Origin of the sequence: Pelagerythrobacter aerophilus (assembly GCF_003581645.1) — a bacterium.
GTDB classification, from domain to species: domain Bacteria; phylum Pseudomonadota; class Alphaproteobacteria; order Sphingomonadales; family Sphingomonadaceae; genus Pelagerythrobacter; species Pelagerythrobacter aerophilus.
Window position 1 is genome coordinate 110,919 of sequence record NZ_QXFK01000018.1, and the last position, 18,316, is coordinate 129,234.

At 67.7% G+C, this 18,316-nt stretch carries 17 protein-coding genes; 6 read left to right on the forward strand and 11 right to left on the reverse strand.

Features of this window, described 5'->3' with window-relative positions; genetic code table 11:
• Positions 1–18: 18 nt before the first annotated feature.
• The 4 genes from D2V04_RS11380 to D2V04_RS11395 are packed head-to-tail and all read right to left on the reverse strand — an operon-like array spanning position 19 to position 3,042.
• On the reverse strand, positions 19–384 hold the full coding sequence (locus D2V04_RS11380) for a DUF2794 domain-containing protein (RefSeq protein WP_119513817.1): 366 nt from the start codon (positions 382–384) through the stop codon (positions 19–21).
• On the reverse strand, positions 384–1,088 hold the full coding sequence (epsC, locus tag D2V04_RS11385; protein ID WP_119513818.1) for a serine O-acetyltransferase EpsC: 705 nt from the start codon (positions 1,086–1,088) through the stop codon (positions 384–386). Before epsC ends, D2V04_RS11380 begins: the two co-directional genes overlap by 1 nt.
• A gap of 44 nt (positions 1,089–1,132) precedes the next feature.
• Complete coding sequence (locus D2V04_RS11390; protein ID WP_119513819.1) at positions 1,133–1,759, reverse strand: HdaA/DnaA family protein; 627 nt, start codon at positions 1,757–1,759, stop codon at positions 1,133–1,135.
• A gap of 14 nt (positions 1,760–1,773) precedes the next feature.
• Positions 1,774–3,042 (reverse strand): heavy-metal-associated domain-containing protein, encoded by a 1,269-nt coding sequence (locus D2V04_RS11395; protein ID WP_119514249.1) that lies wholly within the window; start codon positions 3,040–3,042, stop codon positions 1,774–1,776.
• 71 nt (positions 3,043–3,113) lie between these two features.
• Between D2V04_RS11395 and purM the strand changes: the two genes are divergently transcribed.
• Together purM and purN are read left to right on the forward strand one after the other, a co-directional pair.
• A complete protein-coding gene (gene purM, locus D2V04_RS11400; RefSeq protein WP_119513820.1) occupies positions 3,114–4,220 on the forward strand; it encodes a phosphoribosylformylglycinamidine cyclo-ligase in 1,107 nt (368 codons plus the stop codon).
• Positions 4,221–4,346: 126 nt separating this feature from the next.
• Positions 4,347–5,297 carry a phosphoribosylglycinamide formyltransferase gene (gene purN, locus D2V04_RS11405; RefSeq protein WP_119513821.1) on the forward strand — a complete coding sequence of 317 codons (951 nt, stop codon included), beginning with the start codon at positions 4,347–4,349 and terminating at the stop codon, positions 5,295–5,297.
• Positions 5,298–5,323: 26 nt separating this feature from the next.
• Here purN and D2V04_RS11410 read toward each other — a convergent pair whose 3' ends face one another.
• From D2V04_RS11410 to D2V04_RS11430, 5 genes are all read right to left on the reverse strand, one after another.
• Positions 5,324–5,758, reverse strand: a complete 435-nt coding sequence (locus tag D2V04_RS11410) for a nuclear transport factor 2 family protein (protein WP_119513822.1) — start codon at positions 5,756–5,758, stop codon at positions 5,324–5,326.
• Positions 5,759–5,880: 122 nt separating this feature from the next.
• The gene (gene ndk / locus D2V04_RS11415) at positions 5,881–6,303 is read right to left on the reverse strand and encodes a nucleoside-diphosphate kinase (RefSeq protein WP_119513823.1); all 423 of its coding nucleotides are present in this window, start codon (positions 6,301–6,303) and stop codon (positions 5,881–5,883) included.
• 134 nt (positions 6,304–6,437) lie between these two features.
• Positions 6,438–6,938, reverse strand: a complete 501-nt coding sequence (locus tag D2V04_RS11420) for a hypothetical protein (RefSeq protein ID WP_147391817.1) — start codon at positions 6,936–6,938, stop codon at positions 6,438–6,440.
• 11 nt (positions 6,939–6,949) lie between these two features.
• A complete protein-coding gene (locus tag D2V04_RS11425) occupies positions 6,950–7,387 on the reverse strand; it encodes a DNA polymerase III subunit chi (protein WP_119513825.1) in 438 nt (145 codons plus the stop codon).
• Positions 7,388–7,400: 13 nt separating this feature from the next.
• Positions 7,401–8,858 carry a leucyl aminopeptidase gene (locus tag D2V04_RS11430; RefSeq protein WP_119513826.1) on the reverse strand — a complete coding sequence of 486 codons (1,458 nt, stop codon included), beginning with the start codon at positions 8,856–8,858 and terminating at the stop codon, positions 7,401–7,403.
• A 104-nt stretch (positions 8,859–8,962) separates the two neighbouring features.
• Here D2V04_RS11430 and D2V04_RS11435 point away from each other — a divergent pair, with 104 nt between their 5' ends.
• The 4 genes from D2V04_RS11435 (at position 8,963) to rsmA (ending at position 14,822) form a co-directional block, all read left to right on the forward strand.
• Positions 8,963–11,317 carry an LPS-assembly protein LptD gene (locus tag D2V04_RS11435; RefSeq protein WP_407672097.1) on the forward strand — a complete coding sequence of 785 codons (2,355 nt, stop codon included), beginning with the start codon at positions 8,963–8,965 and terminating at the stop codon, positions 11,315–11,317.
• Positions 11,318–11,462: 145 nt separating this feature from the next.
• Positions 11,463–12,791: a peptidylprolyl isomerase gene (locus D2V04_RS11440; RefSeq protein ID WP_228766395.1), complete on the forward strand. Its 1,329-nt coding sequence runs from the start codon at positions 11,463–11,465 to the stop codon at positions 12,789–12,791.
• Between the two features lie 26 nt (positions 12,792–12,817).
• On the forward strand, positions 12,818–13,837 hold the full coding sequence (pdxA, locus tag D2V04_RS11445) for a 4-hydroxythreonine-4-phosphate dehydrogenase PdxA (protein ID WP_228766396.1): 1,020 nt from the start codon (positions 12,818–12,820) through the stop codon (positions 13,835–13,837).
• Positions 13,838–13,988: 151 nt separating this feature from the next.
• Positions 13,989–14,822 (forward strand): 16S rRNA (adenine(1518)-N(6)/adenine(1519)-N(6))-dimethyltransferase RsmA, encoded by an 834-nt coding sequence (gene rsmA / locus D2V04_RS11450; protein WP_119513829.1) that lies wholly within the window; start codon positions 13,989–13,991, stop codon positions 14,820–14,822.
• A gap of 103 nt (positions 14,823–14,925) precedes the next feature.
• On the opposite strand, the gene D2V04_RS11455 is transcribed toward rsmA, so the two are convergent.
• The gene (locus D2V04_RS11455; RefSeq protein WP_119513830.1) at positions 14,926–15,807 is read right to left on the reverse strand and encodes an OmpA family protein; all 882 of its coding nucleotides are present in this window, start codon (positions 15,805–15,807) and stop codon (positions 14,926–14,928) included.
• 304 nt (positions 15,808–16,111) lie between these two features.
• Positions 16,112–18,211 carry a malate synthase G gene (locus D2V04_RS11460; RefSeq protein WP_119513831.1) on the reverse strand — a complete coding sequence of 700 codons (2,100 nt, stop codon included), beginning with the start codon at positions 18,209–18,211 and terminating at the stop codon, positions 16,112–16,114.
• Positions 18,212–18,316 lie beyond the last annotated feature (105 nt).

Sequence of the window (18,316 nt, forward strand, 5' to 3'; positions counted from 1 at the left end):
CGAGAGGGCTGGGTTCGCCTAGCCCTCCACCGCCTTCACCAGCTTGCGCTCCATTGGCGCGAGCACACCTGGAAGTTCGTGGCCGCGCTTGAGGACTTGCCCGTGCTCGCCGAACAGGGTCCACATGCCCTGGCGATTGCGGAGCGCAGGGCGCTTTTCGATCCGGGCTTGCGGGCGCTCGGCAGCGCGGCGGAAGGCAGCGAAAGTGGCGGCGTCGCGGGTGAAGTCCATCGCGTAGTCGCGCCATTCCCCCGCAGCGACCATGCGGCCGTAGAGGTCGAGAATCCGCTGCAGCTCGTCACGCGCGAACCCGATCTGGCCCGGCACGCGGCCGGGAAAAGGAACGATGGTCGGAGAGTCGCCGAGCCCCGTGCCGGCGCCCATCAGCTATCGGTCCCGTTGCGCCTGACCGGAGCGGGCGAGGCGGCCTTGAGCTCGGCCAGTTCCGTGCGGATCGCGGCAAGCTGCGCCTCGAGCTCCTCGATCCGCCGCGTGCCGTTGCTCGCGATTTCCTCGCACGGCTCGTCGCAAGGCGTGCCGTAGGGGATGAATTCCTTGAGCCACTCTTCTGCCGGAACGAGCGTGGAGCGGGCCTTGAGGCCGATCATCGTCGCTCCGTCGGGCACATCGTCTGTGACGACGGCATTGGCGCCGATACGCGCGCGCTCGCCAAGCACGATCGGGCCGATGACTTGTGCGCCCGAACCGATGATCACGCCGTCGCGCACGGTCGGGTGGCGCTTGCCGCCCTGCCCGTTGGTCGGGTTCGTGCCGCCGAGAGTGACGCACTGGTAGATCGTCACGTCATCGCCGATCTCGGCGGTCTCGCCGATCACCGTGAAGCCGTGGTCGATGAACAGGTTACGCCCAATCCGGGCGCCCGGATGGATGTCGATCGCCGTCAGCCAGCGCGACAGGTGATTGACGAAGCGGGCGAGGAAAAAGAGCCGTGCCTGGAACAACCAGTGCGCGAAGCGATGGAGGCCGACCGCCCAGACGCCGGGATAGAGCAGGATTTCCCAGCGCGAACGCGGCGCGGGGTCGCGGGCGCGGATCGAGTCGAGATAGGCGACGAGATTGTCCAGCATCCCTGCATTTGTCCCACTTGTCGCCCGGCCAGGCAAGCCGGGAGCTATTTCGCGGGGTCCAAGCCAAGCTTTCCCTGCTCCGGCCCCTGCACCGCCGCCAGCGCATCGCGCCAGACCGACAGCGTCGCCGCCGCCTTGCGCTCCAGGCTCAGCCGGTCGATCGCTGCAACCAGCCGCTCGACGCCTGCAAAGCTGCGCTCGGCACGCGGCACGAGGTAGGTAAGCGCACCGTCGCCCAGTGCAAGGCCGCGCCGGGCCGCGTGGCTTTCGATCAGCGCGGCGAGCATCTCGTCGTCGGGTGCCCCGATCTCGACATGCAGCGCCGCGCCGAGGCGGCTGCGCAAGTCGGGCAGCGCGACCTCCCACCCTTCCGCCTTGCCGACGAGCAGCAGAGGGCGCCCGCTCTCCTGCGCCCGGTTCCAGCGGTGGAACAGCTCCGTCTCGTCGAGCGTATCGGCATCGTCGACCGCCTCCCCCTTCCCCGCGCCTTCGAACCAGCGCGCCAGCAGCGACTTGCCCGAGCGCGAGGGTCCGGTGAGGACGGCGGTGCGGAACGGCCAGCGCTCCGGCTCTTGCAGCGCCTCGGCGACGTGGCGGTTGGCGGCGCCGAGCACGATCCGCTCGGGATCGTCCTTGCTCCGCGGAGCCAGCGGAAGAGCGATCTGCGACATCGCGCCGGCCGGCCCTAGCGGCTGATGGAGATGACGTTGCCCGACTGGCGCACGGTGAACCCGCGAGCGCGCAGGGCTTCGGCGAGCTGCTCGATGCTGCCTGCGAAACCGACCGACATCACCGAATGGCCGCCGATGGCGGTGCTCGTCACCGCCGCGCTGCGCACCCCGGGGGCCGCGCGGACGGCGGAGATCGAGGCATCGAACGCTCCGGCGTCGGGTGTCGCGAACTGAACGAGGTAGCTCGCGACCTGCGCGGCACCAGGCGGCGGTGTGGCGCCATTGGCGGGGGCCAGCCCGTCCGTCAGCGCCGCCTCGCGCGCGGCCGCCTCCGCCTGATCGCGCGCCTGCGCGGAGCGGCCGAGCTCGATCAGGCGCTGGAGCGCCGAATCGGCTTCGACCGTGCCGAGATCGAGGGTCGGGTCGGGCCGCAGCTTGCCCTCGGCATAGGCACGTTCGAAGATCGTGTTCATCCGCAGCACCGCCTGGTCGAGCATCGGCTGCAATTGCTCGGGGCCCTCGGCAGTCATCGTGAAGCTGCCGAGATAGGTGTTGTCGGGACCGTAGCGCGCGGTGAAGCGCCCCTCGATCGGGCCGCCCGGCCACTTGTAGTCGAGATGGGCAATCGGCACGAGCACGTCGGACGCGCTGAACTGGTCGAGCACGTTGCGCCACCAGGTGCGGCTGCGCCGATTCGCCTGGCCGTATGTGATGAGCAGCGAATCGCCGCCCGCGCCCGAGGGGCGCACGTAGTTTATCCGGCTCGACCCGGTCTGGTATTCGGCCCACGCCCGCTGCCAGGGGTTGCGCGCCTCGTAGACCATGTAGGTGCCTGCGGAGCGGGTCACCGGGACCAGCAGCATCGGCGCCGAGTTCGGCCCGCGTCCGCTGGCGCCGAGCAGCGCACCGGCGCGGCCGCGATCGAAGGTGACGCCCAGCCGCGCGACGTAGCGGCGCGGGCCGATGCTCTCGTGCTCGATCACCACCGCGACGACGAGGCCCTGGAGCTGGCCGTCGGGAATATCGGGGCCGCCGAGCTTCTCCCACGCCTTGCGCTGCGCCTCGCGCCAGCCTTTCTCGCGCGCATCTTCGGCGTTATCGCCGCGCACGTCGACTTCGATGCCGCCGACGTCGATATCGCCGCTGCTGGCGATCGGCGCGATACCGCGGTCACCCTCCACCTGCGCCCACAGCGCCGCCCCCGCTGCAAGCAGCGCGAGCGCGGCGACAGTCGCGATAGTGGCCTTGCGAGGAAGGCGGGGGAGCGAAAGGGGCTGGGCCATCGGGGAAAACTCGCGGCCTTTTGCCGAAACGGGCATGGAATTCCAAGCGTGAATGACTAAGGACCGAAACCATGTCCGCAAACAACCCGCCACCCGGGCGCTACACCTACGAACAGGCCGGAGTCTCGATCGACGCCGGCAACGCATTGGTCAAGGCCATCGGGCCGCTTGTCAAGGCGACCGCGCGCGCCGGGGCCGACGGCGAGATCGGGGGATTCGGCGGGTTCTTCGATCCCAAGGCAGCCGGTTATTCGGACCCGCTGCTGGTCGCCGCGAACGACGGCGTGGGGACGAAGCTTAAGCTCGCGATCGATCACGACCGGCACGACACCGTCGGCATCGATCTCGTCGCGATGTGCGTCAACGATCTGATCGTGCAGGGTGCGGAACCGCTGTTCTTCCTCGACTATTTCGCCACCGGCAAGCTCGAGACGGGCGTCGCCGAACGCGTGATCGCGGGCATTGCCGAAGGCTGCAAGCAGGCCGGCTGCGCGCTGATCGGGGGCGAGACGGCCGAAATGCCGGGGATGTACGCCGCGGGCGACTACGACCTCGCGGGCTTCTGCGTCGGCGCCGTGGAGCGCGGCGAGCAGCTTACCGGCGAGCGGGTGCGCCCCGGGCAGGTCCTGCTCGGCCTCGCCAGTTCGGGCGTCCACTCGAACGGCTATTCGCTCGTCCGCCGGTTGGCCGAGGACATGGGCTGGCGGCTGAACCGCCCCGCCCTGTTCGATCAGGACCGGCTGTTGATCGAGGCGCTGATCGAGCCCACCCGCATCTACGTGAAGAGCCTGCTGCCCGAGATTCGCGCAGGGCGCATCGCAGCCCTCGCGCACATCACCGGCGGCGGGTTGCTTGAGAACATCCCGCGCGTCCTGCCCGAAGACGCGCACGCCGTGGTCGATGCCGACGCGTGGGAGCAGCCGCGGCTGATGGCCTTCCTTCAGGCGCAGGGCAATATCGAGCCGGGCGAGATGGCGCGCACCTTCAACTGCGGCGTCGGCATGGTTCTCGCCGTGGATGAAGGGGAAGCCGAGTCGCTCACGCACGACCTCGAACGGGCCGGCGAAACCGTGCTGCGTGTGGGCCGGATCGAGTCCGGCACGCGCGGCTGCACTGTCCGCGGTTCGGCCGGAACCTGGTCGGCGAAGGAGGACTGGGAAGCCCGCCATGTCTCCTGACCCTCTCCCCTCCCGCCTGCGGGAGAGGCCGGGGGCGGGCATCGCGAGGCATTCCCACCCTGCTGCGACCAGGCGCCGCTACGCGCCACCAGATCTCTCCCCCCTTCCGCCAGCGGGAGGGGCTGCATGAAGCGCGCCAAGGTCGCGGTGCTTATCTCGGGCAAAGGCACCAATATGGCCGCCCTGCTTTACGCCAGCCGGCAGGCCGGCGCGGCTTACAATATCGTCCTCGTCGCCAGCAACGATCCCGAGGCCGAGGGGCTGCGGTTGGCCGAAGCGGAAGGCGTGGAGACGTTTGCGCTGAGCCACCGCGGCATCTCGCGCGCCGATCACGACGCCGCGATGGACTGCGCCGTGCGCGAGGCTGGCGCGGAATATATAGCGCTTGCCGGCTATATGCGCATCCTCGGCACCGAATTCGTGTCTCGCTGGGAAGGCCGGATGCTCAACGTCCACCCCTCGCTGCTGCCGAAGTACCCGGGGCTCGACACCCATGCCCGCGCGATCGAGGCAGGCGACGCGCACGCCGGCGCCTCGGTCCATCTCGTCACCGACGATCTCGACATGGGCGAAGTTCTCGGCCGGGCGGAAGTCGCGATCCTGCCGGGCGACACGGCGGAGACGCTCGCCGAGCGGGTGAAGCTCGCCGAGCACCAGCTCTACCCCCGCGTCCTGTCGGAATATGCCGCGCGGCCGTTCGACCCCACCTGGCTCGTCGCGCGCGTACGCGAACGCGCCATGGCACTGCCGGAGGCAGAGGAAACGCTCAGCCACGGCATGCCTTGCTTCGGCATCGTCAAGGGCAAGAAGTTTGCCTGGGTCAGCGTCGACCATCACGGCGACGGGATCACGGCGCTGCTCGCAAAGATCAGCGGCGCTGACGAACAGGCGCAACTGATCGAGAACGATCCCGCACGCTATTATCGCCCGCCCTATTTCGGCGACGGGTGGATCGGCATTCGACTCGATCTCGGCGATACCGACTGGGCCTCGGTCGAGGATTGGTTGTCGAGGAGTTGGCGCGCGGTCGCGCCGAAGCGGCTGACTTCGCTGATGGATGCCGCGGATCAGTTCTGACAGCGTCCCCGCACGGGGTACGCCGGTCAGTTCGCTTCGCCGCCCCGCACTGCTTCGGGCATGAGAATCCTGGCGAGCGCCGGCGAATCCTCACCGTAACTCTGCCAGTGGACGAGCTTGCCGCGCCGGGTCCGGGCACGCCACAATGTGTCGTGTGCAAGCCGTTCCTCGCGAGCGGACGCGTGCCCTTTGAGCAGGACATCCCCTTCGTGCATGACGATCTTCATGTCGTGCAGCTTGTAGTCGGGCTCGAGGTCGAAGAATCTGCGGGTCGCAGTGGCGACGTTCTCGCGCCCCTCGATCCATTCGCCACGGCTATCGACGTAGCGGATGCGTTCGTCAAGCAGCGCTTCGATCTGCTCCGCATCGCGCGCGTTCATCGCCGCGAGGTATCGCCTCACGATCTTGATCGGTTCGGGCGTGGGCCAGTCGAACATCGTTACGCTTTCTGCGCCGCCCATTCCCGGACCGGATCCCGTAAGCGCATGATTGCGCACGATCCTGCGGCGGCACGGAGGCGAGCATATCACCCGCCCCCGAGTCGCACACAATGTTAATTTTCGTGTACTTCGCCGTCGGGCAATCAGCCGACGATCTCGTCCTCGTCGAAGAAGAAATCGATCTCGATCTTGGCGTTCTCTTCGCTGTCCGAACCGTGGACCGTGTTGGCCTCGATGCTCTCGGCATGGGTCTTGCGGATCGTGCCTTCGGCCGCGTCGGCCGGGTTGGTCGCACCCATCACGTCACGGTTGCGCTTCACGGCGTCGACACCTTCGAGCACCTGCACGACCACCGGGCCGCTGGTCATGAACTCGACCAGTTCGCCGAAGAAGGGGCGTTCCTTGTGAACCGCGTAGAAGCCCTCGGCCTGCTCGCGGGTCATGCGGATGCGCTTGGAGGCGACGACGCGCAGGCCGGCTTCCTCAAGCATCTTGGTGACCGCGCCGGTTAGGTTGCGGCGGGTGGCGTCGGGCTTGATGATCGAAAACGTGCGGGTGACCGCCATCGGTTGTTCCTTCAAAGTCGTGCAAGTGTGCGGGAGAATGCGGCGCGCAACTAGCGCTGCCCCGCCTTGGCTGCAAGCCCTGCTCTCCTTCGTTTGACGCAATCCCCTCGTCCCCGCGAAAGCTGGGATGACGATTACCGGAAAGCCTCGCCCACCATCAGTTGCGCCGTCGTCCCGTCATCCTTCCGGGTCGAGGTGAAGCTGAAGGTCGCGCCGTCGGGGGCGTCGCCGCCGATCATCTGCATCGTGTCGGTGTTCATATTCAGGCTGATCTCAACGCCCGCCGCCTCGGCCTGCTTGCGGTAGAAGGCGACCATCTCCTCGGGCGAGGCCTCGGCCTTCATCGTCACGAGCGCGCCGTTCGCGTCCGCCTGCTCGAATACGGTGTTGGTCGTGACCTCGGCACCGGGATAGATCGTGAACCCGCGCGGTAGCTCGACCGGCACGTCCGCGCCCGAGCGCATCGTCGCGGTACCGTCCGCCGTTTCGAGCGTCGCGTTCACCTCGCCGCTCGACTCGTCGACTTTGTAGTGCGCGACCTCGCCGTTCTCGCCTTCGACCGTGCCCGACCCTTCGGAACCGCACCCGGCCAGCAGCAGTGCCGCCATGCCTGCCATTGCCAGTCGAACCATCATCGTCCTCTCCTTCAGCGCCTGCGTTGCCACTTGCCGCCGTCGAGCTCGTAAAACTCGCGCTCGACATCCTCGCGGCTGTCGAACCGGCGCCAGACTTCGCGCGCAGCTTCGCGGCCGCTTTCGTCGAAGAACAGCAGGGCTCGCTCGAAGCCTTCGGCTTCCTCGCGCCAGATGCCGTCGGCCAGCGCCACGAGCTTCGCGTCGTTCTCCGCGGCGCAGGTGCGGGAGAGGAGCACCGGCTGGTGCGCCGCGTGCGGATCGCCCGCGCGGCCGTTGGCGAGGAACTCGGCCGGGGCAAATTCCCACAGCGCGCCACCGATCCGGTCGAGCAGGTCGTCGCTCTCCGCGACCACCAGCATGCGCTGCCCGGCCTTTGCCGCCGCGCGGGCGATCAGCGGCAGGACGCGTTCGACGGGCTGGCCCGGCGCGAGGTAGAACCCGACGCGCACGGCCCGCCCCTCCTCAGCCTTCCAGCGTGTCGCGCACGAAGCGGTCGATCAGGCGCGCGCCGTAGCCGGTTGCGCCCTTGTCCCAAGTCGCGCCGGGCTTGTCCGCCCAGACCATGCCCGCGATGTCGCAGTGGGCCCAGGCGGTGCCCTTCTCGACGAAGCGCTGGAGGAACTGCGCCGCGGTGATGGAGCCTGCGGGCCGCGGGCCAACGTTCTTCATGTCGGCGATCTGGCTGTCGATCAGCTTGTCGTAGGCCGGATCGAGCGGGAAGCGCCACAAGCGGTCGCCGCTGGTCTTGCCGGCCTGAAGCAGGTCGTCGGCGAGGCCGTCGTCATTGGCGAAAACCCCGGCATATTCGTGGCCGAGCGAGATGACCATCGCGCCCGTCAGCGTCGCGAAATCGACGATCCGCTTGGGCGAGAACTCCTTCTGCGCCCAGTACAGCGCGTCGCCCAGCACCAGCCGCCCTTCGGCGTCGGTGTTGAGCACTTCGATCGTCTGCCCTGACATCGAAGTGAGGATGTCGCTCGGGCGGATAGCGTTGCCGTCGGGCATGTTCTCAACCAGGCCGACGACGCCGACCACGTTGGCCTTCGCCTTGCGCTTGACGGCCGCCAGCATCGCCCCGGCGACCGCGCCCGCGCCGCCCATGTCCCACTTCATGTCTTCCATGCCTGCGCCGGGCTTGAGCGAGATGCCGCCCGTGTCGAACGTGACGCCCTTGCCGACGAACACGGTCGGCGCCTCGCTGCCGCCGCCGCTCCACTTGATCGCGAGCAGACGTGAAGGCTGCGCAGAACCCTGCCCGACGCCGAGCAACGCGCCCATGCCAAGCCGGGCCATTTCGTCCTCGTCGAGCACCGTAAGCTCCGCTCCGGTGTCTTTGAAGGCTTCTCTGCACTTCTCGACGAAGCTGATCGGATAGACCTTGTTCGGCGGCTCGGTCACGAGTTCGCGAGTGAACTCGACACCCTCGGCCAGCCCCGCCTCGACGGCCCAAGCCGCCTCCGCACCGTCGGGCGCGCCGACCACAACGACGGTCTCCAGCGAGCGCTTCTGCTCGTCCTTCAGCTTCGTGCGATAGGCGTCGTGGCGCCACGCGCGCAGGCGCAGACCGAGCAGCACTGTTGCCACCGCCTCAGGCGAAAGGCCGCTGCCGGTGAAGTCGACCGCGAGGCTTTTTTCTCCCGAAGTCAGATACTTGGCTGCAAGCGCTGCGCCGGCTTTCTCGAGGTTGCCCGAACGCGCCTCGGCGCCGCTTTCGCCCGCACCCGCGATCGCGACGCGAACCACGGCGCCGCCGCGTTCCACGAACCCTTCGAACAGCTCTCCCGCGCGCCCCTTGAACCGCGCCGCCTTCGCGCCTTCGGCCAGGGCCGGCTCGATCCCACCAGGCAGTTTATCCTGGTCGGCGACATACGCGACAAGCCGCGTTCCTTCGGGGAGAGCGGGGGAAAATTCGATCTTCATGGAAACTCCGCAGAATTTGCTCAGACGGGGCGCTCGGGCGCGTGGTTGCGCCGGGCCGTTCGATGGCGATTGCGATTAGGCTCGACCGATGCGATAGGCAACCCATGCTCCCCGCCCCGCCGAATGCGTTGCAAGCCGATTGTCTCCGCGTGGATCAGGCGGTTTGGAAAGCTGGCGTCGCGGGCCTCGCGCTGATGATCGCGCTCGCCCCCGCACAGGCCGCGGCGCAGGATGGCGATGCTGCGATCGACGCCGATCTCGAACAGCCGGAGGAAGAGCGCGAGCCGCCCGATCTCACCACACCCTTCCCTCCGCTCGACCCCGATGGCACGCCCGACGCGCCCGCCAGCGAGGACGAGATCGCGTTCGAGGCGGACACGCTGTCCTACGATTCGAATGGCGACACCGTTACCGCGAGCGGCAATGTCGTGCTGCGCAGCGCCGATCGTTCGGTGCGTGCCGATCAGGTCATCTGGAACAGCAGCACCGGGCAGATCGTCGGCACCGGCAACGTCCGCTTCGTCGACGAGGAGGGCAACCAGCTCTACACCTCGCGGATCGAGTTGACCGACGAGTTCGAGGCTGGCGCGATGGAGGACCTCCTGCTCGCCCTGCGCGAAGGCGGCCGGCTCGCCGCGCGCGAAGGGCAGCGGGGGGAGGACGGCACCGTCACCTTGTCCAGCGCCGCCTATACCGCCTGCGCGGTGACCGATGCCGAGGGATGCCCGAAGAACCCGAGCTGGCGCATCACCGCCGACCGCGTGGTCTACGACCCGGACGAGAACCGCGTCCGTTTCTCCGGTGCATTCCTTGAGATCTTTGGCGCGCGCATCCTGCCGCTGCCCGGCCTCGCGATACGTACCGACGGCAAGGCGGTTTCGGGTTTCCTCGTGCCGGACTTGCGCTTTTCGGAATCGAACGGCGTCGAGATCAGCGGCAGTTATCTGTGGCGCATCGCCGACAACAAGGACCTGACGCTCGGCGCCCATGTCTTCACGGAGGCCCCGCCGATGGTCTCGGCGCAATGGCGTCACCTGACGGGCAAGGGCGCCTATCAGATCACTGGCTACGCCACGCACAGCAGCCGCATCTCCGACATTACCGGCGACCCGATCACCGAAAAGGACCCGCGCGGTTATCTTTTCGCCAACGGCAAGTTCCAGTTCGATCCGCACTGGAGCCTGACCGGCTCGATCCGCGTGGCGAGCGACCGCACCTTCCTGCGCCGCTACGACATCAGCCGCGACGACCGGCTGCGCTCGACCGTCAATCTCGAGCGGATCGACGACGATTCCTACCTCTCCATCGCCGGCTGGGCGACGCAGACGCTGCGCCTCGGGGAGGAGCAGGGCCAGGTGCCGGTGGCTCTGCCGGTGATCGATTACCGGCGGCGCTTCTCCGATCCCCTCGGCATCGGCGGCAAGCTGGAGCTTCAGTTCAATTCGCTGGCGATCTCGCGCGACGAGGGGCAGGACACGCAGCGCGCCTTTGCCGGCGCACGATGGGACCTGCAGCGGATTACGTCGCTCGGCCAGGTCGTGACGCTGACCGGCCTCGTGCGCGGCGACGTCTACCACAGTGACGAGAACGGGCTGACGGAGACCGCAGTCTATCGGGGAAATCCGGGCTGGGAGACGCGCGGCATCGCAGTCGCCGCGATCGACGTCGAATGGCCATTCGTGGGCGAGGCGTTCGGCGGAACGCAGGTCTTCACCCCGCGCGTCCAGTTCGCCGCCAGTCCGCCGATCCGCAACCTCGCCGTCCCCAACGAGGACGCGCGCGCGATCGACCTGGAGGATTCCAACCTCTTCGCGCTCAACCGCTTCCCGGGCTACGACCGGGTGGAGGACGGCGCGCGGGTAACCTACGGCTTCGACTGGGAGTTGCAGGTGCCCGACTGGCGGATAAATACGACCGTCGGCCAGAGCTACCGCTTCGACAAGGATCCGGGCGTATTCGTCAACGGCACCGGCCTCAGCGAACGCGTTTCTGACTTCGTGGGCCGTACCGAGGTGCGCTATCGCGATTTCATCAAGTTCACCCACCGCTTCCGGCTCGACAAGGACAGCCTCGCCGTGCGCCGCAACGAGCTCGATGCAACGGTCGGCAGCAGGCGAACTTATGCCGAGATCGGCTATCTCCGGCTCGACCGCGACATCGCCGAGGGGATCGAGGACCTGCAGGACCGCGAAGAATTGCGCGTCGCCACACGCGTGGCTTTCGCACGCTACTGGTCGGTGTTCGGCGCGGGTGTGTTCAACCTGACCGACCGGGAGGAGGATCCGACTTTGGCCTCCGACGGCTTCGATCCGGTCCGCACCCGCCTCGGCGTCGCCTATCAGGACGATTGCCTCGAATTCGGCGTCACCTGGCGGCGCGACTATACCGATGCGGGCGACGCGCAGCGCGGCGATACTTTCCAGCTCTACTTCGCGCTGCGCAATCTGGGTTTCCGCTGAGGCCAAGCGGCGGAGAACCATCGCGATTGGCAGCGCGGCGCAAGTGCGCTATCCGCGCCTCACTCAGCTTCGGTTAAGCCGTCGCCGGCCAATGCGCCGCAAGCGATGGCGGGCGCCGTGGATAGCGCCGGAATGGGATTTGCAGGTGATCGAATACAAGTTTTCCAAGCTGCTCGCGGCCATCGCCGCGTTGGGTCTCGCAGGGGGCCCGGTCGCGCTGCAGGCGCAGGCTGCCAATCCGCTCAACATCCCCGACGACGTCGCGCTGCTCGGTGAAGGCGATCCCAACGTCCGCACCGCGACCGCCGTGGTGAACGGCTCGGTGATAACCGGGACCGATATCGAGCAGCGGGTGGCCCTGCTTCTCGGCGCGAGCGGAAATCAGCTTACGCCGGAACAGCTCCAGGCCGCGCGCATGCAGATCCTGCGCAATCTGATCGACGAGACGCTGCAGATCCAGGCCGCGACCGCGCAGGAAATGCCGGTCACCGAGCAGGAGGTCGAGGCGCAGTATGCCGAAATCGCACAGCGCAACGGCCAGAGCGTCGAGGGAATGGACAAGGCGTTGACCGCGATGGGCTCCTCGCCCGCTTCGCTCAAGCGCCAGCTCCGCGCCGAAATCGCCTGGCAGCGCCTCCTCAGCCGCAACATCGCGCCTTTCATCAACGTATCGCGCGAAGAAGTGACCGACGTGCTCGCCCGCATGGAGGCGGATCGCGGCACGGTCGAATACCGTATCGGCGAGATCTTCCTGTCCGCCACGCCGGCGAACCGCGAGGCGGTGCTCCAGAACGCGCAGCGCATCGTCGAGCAGCTTCAGAGGGGCGCCGACTTCTCGGTCTATGCGCGCCAGTTCTCCGAAGCGTCGACCGCCGCGGCGGGCGGCGATCTCGGCTTCGTCCGGCTCGACACGCTGCCTACCGAGATGGCGACGGTCGCGCGCGACATGGAACCCGGCCAACTCGTCGGCCCGTTCGAAATTCCCGGCGGCTTCGAGATTCTCTATCTGATCGACCGGCGCCAGGTCGGCATGCCTGACCCGCGCAATGCGATCCTCAGCCTCAAGCAGATCTCGATCGCTTTCGCGCCGGGCACGACCGAGGCGCAGGCCGCTGCCCGGGTTGAGCAGTTCAACACTGCGATCCAGGGCATGCGGGGATGCGGAGACGCCGAACGCGTCGCATCGGAGATCGGCGCGGAAGTGGTGACGAACAACGGCATGCGCGTCGCGCAGCTTCCCGAGCAGTTGCAGCCGACCATCCTCGGCCTGCAGGTGGGCCAGTCTACGCCGCCCTTCGGCTCGCTGGAGGACGGCGTGCGCGTGCTGCTGCTCTGCGGGCGCGACGATCCGCAGACCGAAGGCGGGCCGAACTTCGACCGGATCATGAACCAGATCGAGGACGACCGCATCGCCAAGCGCGCCCAGCGCTATCTGCGCGACCTGCGCAACGACGCCTACATCGAGTACAATTGACGCACGCGCCGCTCGCGCTTTCGCCCTTGGCGGTTTCCTTGGGCGATCCGGCGGGTATCGGGCCCGAGCTGATCGCCGAAGCCTGGGCCCGGCGTGATACGGCGCAGCTTCCGGCATTCCTGGTGACCGGCGGCGCAAGCCTGTTGCGCGCCGCCGCAGCGTCGCGCGGGATCGATCTCCCGATAGAGACGATCGCCGATTCCCGGGAAGCCGCCGGCGTCTTCCCTCGCGCGCTGCCGGTGCTCGGCACCAACGATGGGGACTGGGCACCCGGAACGCCCGGCCTCGACGGCGCACGGCTGGCCCTCGCCTCACTCGACGCCGCGACGCAGCTCGCCGTTTCGCAGCGCACGGCCGCCCTCGTTACCGGGCCGATCGCGAAAGCGCGGCTGGCGGAGGTGGGCTTCGCACATCCGGGGCAAACCGAATATGTCGCGGCTGCTTGCGGCGTGACCGCGCAGGACGCGGTGATGATGCTCGCCGGGCCGCAGCTCCGCGCCGTTCCGCTGACCGTCCATGTCGCGCTGGCCGACGTGCCGCGCCTGCTCACCTGCGATCTCATCGTCCGTCGCGCGCGCGTGGTCGCCGCTGCGCTGGAACGCGACTTCGGCCTCGCGCGGCCGCGACTGGCCCTCGCCGGGCTCAACCCCCACGCAGGCGAGGACGGGAAGTTCGGCGACGAGGAGGCGCGGATTATCGCCCCCGCGGTCGAACGCTTGCGGGCCGACGGCATCGACGTCACCGGTCCGCAGCCGGCCGATGCGCTGTTCACCCCGCGCGGCCGCGCGCGTTTCGACGTGGCGCTGGCGATGTATCACGATCAGGCGCTGATCCCGTTGAAGGCGCTCGACTTCGACAACGGCGTGAACGTTACGCTGGGCCTGCCGATCGTCCGCACCAGCCCCGATCACGGGACCGCGTTCGACATTGCCGGTAAGGGTCTTGCCGACCCGGGCGCAACCATCGCCGCGATCCGCATGGCCGGCGAATGCGCCGCGCGCCGGGCGGCGGGATCGGAACCCGCAGGCGCTGGGATCAATTGTTGACGCCCTCGGCATCCCAGCGAAAGCTGGGATCGGGTGCAGCAAACTACGACCGGGCGGCCAGCGATCCCGGCTTTCGCTGGAATGACGGGTAACACGCCGACCAAATCCCCCTTCGACAATCTCGGGCCAAACGGTCTAGGGAACCCGCCACATGCCCGACCTCCCACCCTTACGCGAAGTGATCGCGAAGCACGGGCTCAGCGCGTCCAAGGCGCTCGGGCAGAACTTCCTGTTCGATGCGCAGTTGCTCGACCGCATCGCCGCGGTTCCGGGCGATCTGCACGACAAGGCGGTCCTCGAGATCGGCCCCGGCCCGGGCGGCCTGACTCGCGCGTTGCTCAAGGCTGGCGCGCGGGTCACGGCGATCGAAATGGACCGCCGCTGCCTCCCCGCCCTGGCCGAACTCGAAGCGGCCTTCCCCGGCCGCCTGCGGGTGATCGAGGGCGATGCGATGAAGCTCGATCACGACGCGACGATGGGGGAGCCTTACGCCGTCGTCGCCAATCTGCCCTACAACGTCGGCACCGCGCTGTTCGTGCGCTGGCTCGGCGGCCCGAAGGCAAACGAGAACGCATGGCCCCCACAGTGGACCAGCCTGACGCTGATGTTCCAGCAGGAGGTCGCGCAGCGGATCGTCGCCCAGCCCGGCACCGGCGCCTACGGCCGCCTGGCCGTGCTCGCCCAGTGGCGCTCGACGGCGCGGCTCGCAATGAAGGTCCACCGCAGCGCCTTCACCCCGCCGCCCAAGGTGATGAGCGCGATCGTCCATCTCGAACCCGCCGCCATGCCGGAAGGGGTTTCCGCGCCGACGCTGGAGCGCATCACGGAAGCCGCCTTCGGTCAGCGGAGAAAGATGCTCCGCCAGAGCCTCAAGGGTATGCCGGGGGCGCTGGCAGCGCTGGAGAGGCTCGGCATCGACCCGCAGCGCCGAGCAGAGACGCTGAGCGTACAGGAGTTCGTGGCAATCGCGCGGGAGCTGTCCTGACGGCTACACCCCGCCGGCGGACATCTCTGCGAATGTCCGCCAGCGGGGCGCTTCAAGTCAGGCCGGTCGTTGCGGGGCGGGCACGGCCCACCCCACTCGCAGCTTAGAGGCCTTCGACGCTCTTGCTGACCAGGATATTCACCGCGACGCGGCGGTTCTGCGCCTTGCCGTCGGGAGTGCTGTTGTCCGCCAGCGGATCGGCTTCGGCCATCCCGGTCGGGGTAAGCATGCGATACGGCGCCCAGCCGCAGGCCTGCTGCAGATAATTGACGACGCGGCTGGCCCGCTTCTCGCTGAGCTGCTGATTGAACTCCTGGCTGCCGGTCGAATCGGTGTAGCCGACGACCAGCATCAGGGCGTTCTCGGTCGCGTCGGCCTGGGCCGCGGCGGCACAGAGATCCGCCTTGGCCTGTTCGGACAGGACCGCCTTGCCCACGTCGAAGTGCACGTTCGTCGTGCCCTTGATGTTGTACTTGTCGATGTCGCCCATGCGGCCGCGCAGCGCCTCGGTCGCCGCGGTCTGTTCGGCGAAGCCCTGGGCAGTGCCGTTGCGAATCATCGACGCGGTGCGGAGATCCTTGTTCTTGAGATCGATCTTGCTTGCGATCAGACCGCCGCCCCATTCCACGGTTTCGACCGAAACCGGCAGACCGTTGAGCAACGCATCGGCGGCGAGCTTGTCGCGGTCGAGGCCCAGGAAGCCGCCGCTGGACTTGATCTCGGTGACCTGACCCACGGCGATGACCGTGTTGGTGCCGTCGGCACCGGTGACCTGCACCTTGTCCCCTTCGCGCGCGGAGATGATGCCTTCGATCTCGGGACCTTCGGGCAGCCCGGTCAGATCGTCCGGAAGCGAGCCATACACGGTCGTCACGTACTCACCCTCCGGCGCTTCCTGCTGCTGGGCATAGGCGCTGCCCGAAGCCGAGACAGAAAGCATTGCTAGCAGGAAGAGACCCTTCGGCCTGTTGGAAATGAAACTCATTACGTTACTCCTTGATCTACATCAGCCGGCCCTGCGTGCCCGGCTGTCGAGACCCCCCTCTTCACGCAGCATGTCACGCGGCGCACACGCGCCGTATCAACTCTGCGGAGGCCCCGGCTGTTCAGGTTACCCTTTCCCGCAGATGAACATTCGGGACGGAACCGCTCGTTGTGCGGGTAATCCGGGCGCATCCTGCGATGAACCGAGGCAACGCGGCGTAGGACATCCGGACCGCAAGGCCCGTAACATAGGTAAAAACCGGCGCGGGTTGCCTCCGCCCCTCTGTGAACGACTCAGCGAAAAGCTATCCCCGTTTCTTCGCCGCGCGCCATTCGTGCAGCAGCGGTTCGGTATAGCCGCTCGGCTGCTCGACGCCCTTGAACACGAGGTCGCAGGCGGCGCGAAACGCCGGGCCTTCCTCGTTGCCGGCGAGCGGGATGTAAGCCGGATCTCCCGCGTTCTGCGCGTCGACCTTGGCGGCCATCCGACGCAGGCTATCCATCACCTGCTCTCGCGTGCAGACGCCGTGGAGCAGCCAGTTGGCCATGTGCTGGCTGGAGATGCGCAGCGTCGCGCGGTCTTCCATCAGGCCGACGTCGTGGATATCGGGCACCTTGGAGCAGCCGACGCCCTGGTCGATCCAGCGTACCACGTAACCGAGCAGCCCTTGTGCGTTATTGTCGAGCTCCTCGCGCACCTCACCGTCGGACCAGTTCGTCCCGTCCGCGAGCGGGATTGTCAGCAGAGCGTCCAGCCCCGGCGCTTCGCCCAGTTCCCGCTGCGCCGCGAAGACATCGAATTGGTGGTAATGCAGCGCATGGAGCGTCGCGGCGGTCGGGCTCGGCACCCAGGCAGTGTTCGCTCCGGCCTTCAGATGGTCGATCTTCTGCTCCAGCATGTCGCGCATCATATCGGGCGCGGCCCACATGCCCTTGCCGATCTGCGCCTTCCCCGAGAGCCCGCAGGCAAGCCCGATGGCGACGTTGCGCTTCTCGTAGGCATCGAGCCAGGCGCTCGACTTCATCGCACCCTTGCGGATCATCGGCCCCGCCTGCATCGAGGTGTGGATCTCGTCCCCCGTGCGGTCGAGGAAGCCGGTGTTGATGAACACGATCCGGTCCTTCACCGCGCGGATGCAGGCGGCGAGATTGGCGCTGGTGCGCCGCTCCTCGTCCATAACACCGACCTTGATCGTGTGGCGCGGCAGGCCGAGCAGGTCCTCCACCCGGTCGAACAAGTCGTTGGTGAAGGCGCATTCCTCCGGCCCGTGCATCTTCGGCTTGACGATATAGATGCTACCCGTGCGGCTGTTGCGGCAGGTCGCATGGCCCCCGACGTCGAGCGCGCCGATCGCCGAGGTGAACACCGCGTCGATCACCCCTTCGGGCGCCTCCGCGCCGCTCGCGAGGCGGACCGCCGGGGTGGTCATCAGATGGCCGACATTGCGCACGAACAGCAGGCTGCGGCCCGGCAGGCCCCCATCGCTGCCGTCGTGCGCGGTGTAGCGCTTGTCGGGCGCGAGCTTGCGGGTGAGGCGCTGTCCGCCCTTTTCGAAGCTCTCCTCCAGATCGCCGCGGATCACCCCGAGCCAGTTGCGGTAGGCGAGCGCCTTGTCCTCACCATCGACAGCCGCGACCGAATCCTCGCAATCGCAGATCGTCGTCAGCGCGGATTCGAGCACGACATCGGCGATGCCCGCCGGGTCATCTCTGCCCACCGGGTGTTCGCGGTCGACGACGATTTCGATATGCAGCCCGTTATTGACCAGCAGCGGCCCCCGCTCGGTCCGTCCCGCGAACTGCGACGGATCGGCGAGCGGGATGTCGCCCGAAAGATCGGTCAGATCGGCCCAGCTTCCCTCGGTCAGCGGCACGGCATCGTCGAGGAACGCTCGCACCCGCGCGACCACCGCGGCGCCCCGTGCCGGATCGTACCCGCCCGGCTTCGCCGGCGGCGCATCGAGCGCGTCGGTGCCATAGAATGCGTCGTAGAGGCTCCCCCAGCGGGCATTGGCCGCGTTGAGCAGGAAACGCGCGTTGAGCACGGGAACCACGAGCTGCGGGCCGGCCATGGTCGCGATCTCAGGATCGACGTTCTCGGTCCCGATCGCGAACGGCGCCGGCTCCGGGACAAGATAGCCGATTTCCTCCAGGAACGCCCGATAGGCCTCCGCATCGTGCGGTTTCTCCCGCCGCTCCCGGTGCCAGGCGTCGATTCTGGCCTGCAGATCCTCGCGCTTCGCCAGCAACGCCCGGTTGCGCGGAGCAAGGTCCGCCAGCAACTCGGCGAACCCGCGCCAGAACGCGTCCACATCGCGCCCGAGCACAGGCAGAACTTCGCGCTCCAGCAGGTCGGCCAGAGCAAAGTGGACCTTCAATCCGGCCCGTTCGATCACTTCGGTCATTCGTCCTCACACAGTGCGTAGCGCGCGAAAAATTCCCGCGCATTCCTGACAGCATCCCGGGGAGGAGGACGAAACGCGCTATGGCCAAGCGGCGCGCGGATTGCA

Bases quoted from the DNA above. Each gene is read 5' to 3' on its own strand.
- purM (WP_119513820.1), top strand. From the start codon at position 3,114: ATGTCCGCAAACAACCCGCCACCCGGGCGCTACACCTACGAACAGGCC.
- purN (WP_119513821.1), top strand. From the start codon at position 4,347: ATGAAGCGCGCCAAGGTCGCGGTGCTTATCTCGGGCAAAGGCACCAAT.
- D2V04_RS11380 (WP_119513817.1), bottom strand. From the start codon at position 384: ATGGGCGCCGGCACGGGGCTCGGCGACTCTCCGACCATCGTTCCTTTT.
- D2V04_RS11410 (WP_119513822.1), bottom strand. From the start codon at position 5,758: ATGGGCGGCGCAGAAAGCGTAACGATGTTCGACTGGCCCACGCCCGAA.
- epsC (WP_119513818.1), bottom strand. From the start codon at position 1,088: ATGCTGGACAATCTCGTCGCCTATCTCGACTCGATCCGCGCCCGCGAC.
- D2V04_RS11395 (WP_119514249.1), bottom strand. From the start codon at position 3,042: ATGGCCCAGCCCCTTTCGCTCCCCCGCCTTCCTCGCAAGGCCACTATC.
- D2V04_RS11420 (WP_147391817.1), bottom strand. From the start codon at position 6,938: ATGATGGTTCGACTGGCAATGGCAGGCATGGCGGCACTGCTGCTGGCC.
- D2V04_RS11460 (WP_119513831.1), bottom strand. From the start codon at position 18,211: ATGACCGAAGTGATCGAACGGGCCGGATTGAAGGTCCACTTTGCTCTG.
- D2V04_RS11455 (WP_119513830.1), bottom strand. From the start codon at position 15,807: ATGAGTTTCATTTCCAACAGGCCGAAGGGTCTCTTCCTGCTAGCAATG.
- D2V04_RS11390 (WP_119513819.1), bottom strand. From the start codon at position 1,759: ATGTCGCAGATCGCTCTTCCGCTGGCTCCGCGGAGCAAGGACGATCCC.
- ndk (WP_119513823.1), bottom strand. From the start codon at position 6,303: ATGGCGGTCACCCGCACGTTTTCGATCATCAAGCCCGACGCCACCCGC.
- D2V04_RS11430 (WP_119513826.1), bottom strand. From the start codon at position 8,858: ATGAAGATCGAATTTTCCCCCGCTCTCCCCGAAGGAACGCGGCTTGTC.
- rsmA (WP_119513829.1), top strand. From the start codon at position 13,989: ATGCCCGACCTCCCACCCTTACGCGAAGTGATCGCGAAGCACGGGCTC.
- D2V04_RS11435 (WP_407672097.1), top strand. From the start codon at position 8,963: ATGCTCCCCGCCCCGCCGAATGCGTTGCAAGCCGATTGTCTCCGCGTG.